The organism is Bradyrhizobium sp. 142, from assembly GCF_023074015.1.
Lineage (GTDB): Bacteria > Pseudomonadota > Alphaproteobacteria > Rhizobiales > Xanthobacteraceae > Bradyrhizobium.
Genome location: NZ_JADPKQ010000055.1, coordinates 1 through 1379 on the forward strand (window position 1 = coordinate 1; position 1379 = coordinate 1379).

Annotated in this window: 2 protein-coding genes; both read right to left on the reverse strand. The window is 61.0% G+C overall.

Translation table 11 applies throughout. From position 1 onward, the window contains the following. Positions 1 to 62 precede the first annotated feature (62 nt). Entirely contained in the window at positions 63 to 920 is an 858-nt protein-coding gene (locus tag IVA82_RS06170) for an IS3 family transposase (RefSeq protein WP_247389039.1), read from the reverse strand. Then, positions 917 to 1315 carry a transposase gene (locus tag IVA82_RS06175; protein WP_247389040.1) on the reverse strand — a complete coding sequence of 133 codons (399 nt, stop codon included), beginning with the start codon at positions 1313 to 1315 and terminating at the stop codon, positions 917 to 919. The genes IVA82_RS06170 and IVA82_RS06175 overlap by 4 nt, the downstream gene beginning before the upstream one ends. Between the last annotated feature and the right edge of the window lie 64 nt (positions 1316 to 1379).

The window sequence follows — 1379 nt, forward strand, 5'->3', positions numbered from 1 at the left end:
CTGGACTGCACCCCTGGAATGAGACACGATAATTTCTGTGACAGTGCGGTTGCCATGATGCGTTATCGTGCCTTGTTTTGCGCGAACGCGGTTTCGAACTCAAGGGGCGATTGGTATCCGAGCGCCGAGTGCAGCCGGTCCTTGTTGTAGACCTCTGCGATGAAGCCATCGATGCGGCGGCGGGCGTCACTGAGATCGACGAAGGCCTTGCCGTTGATCTCTTCGGTCTTGAGCGTCTTCATGAAGCTTTCGGCCTTGGCGTTGTCGAAGGGATTGCCGGGTCTGCTCATGCTGATGGTGATGTCGTGTTCCGCTAGCCTCTGGCGGTAGGCGATGGAGGCGTATTGCACGCCGCGATCGGAGTGATGGATCAGGCTGCCGGGTTGCGGCTTTCGGCCATCGAGGGCTGTATTCAGCGCAGCAATGGCGAGCGAGGCATCAAGCGTATTTTCCAAAGCCCAGCCGACGGCCTTGCGCGAGAAGGCGTCGAGAATGACGGCAAGATAGACGAAGGCTCTGGCGAGATGCACATAGGTGATGTCGGCGACCCAGATCTGGTCGGGCGCTGACGGCACGAGGCCACGCACCAGATTGGGCACGATGAGAAAGGCCGAAGGCCTGTCGGCAGGTGGCTTCAGGAACGGCACCTTGCGCTGGGCCAGGAGATTGTCCTCGCGCATAAGCCGCTGAACTTTCTTGGCATTCACCACCATGCCCTGCCGCCTGAGGGTCGCGGTCACCCTCCGATAGCCGTAGAAGCGATGCTTGAGGCAAATGCGCTGGATCAAGTCACGCAGTTCGCACTCATCCGCCTCTTCGCCGCGGCCGGCAAGGTGCCGATAGTAGGTCGCGCGCGGCAGGCCTGCGAGCCTGCACAGGCGCTGCACATCGGCTGGCGAGCCGGCTGATTCCAGCGTCATGGCTTCGATGACTTCGATGATGCGGATGCGGGTTTGCCTTGCGCTGCCGGCCGCTCCAAGGCGCGCAAGGCTTTTCGAAAAAAATCGATGTCCATCTGCTGGCGGCCGACCAGCCGTTCGAGCTCGGCGATGCGGGCGCTCGCCTGGGCGAGTGCAGAGCGCTTCTCTGCAACGTCCAGCGGCTTGAGCTTCCGGGGCCCAGGCTTCGGCCCGCGCTTGCGGTTCAACCCCTCGGGGCCGTGGGCCTTCCACGCCTTGATCCAGTCATGCAGGAGTTTGCGCGATATCCCAAGCTTGCGGGCCACAGGCAGAACGCCTTCGCCTCCTTCAGCACGCTTGATCGCCTTCAATTTGAACGCCGTCGGAAACTGACGGTTCTTTGCTTTTGCTGCCACAGGTCATCCTCGAAATGAGCCTGTCACAGAAATTATCGTGTCTCATTCCAGGGGTGCAGTCCAG

Excerpts from the sequence above, each read along its gene's own strand:
- IVA82_RS06170 (WP_247389039.1), bottom strand. The coding sequence starts at position 920 with ATGACGCTGGAATCAGCCGGCTCGCCAGCCGATGTGCAGCGCCTGTGC.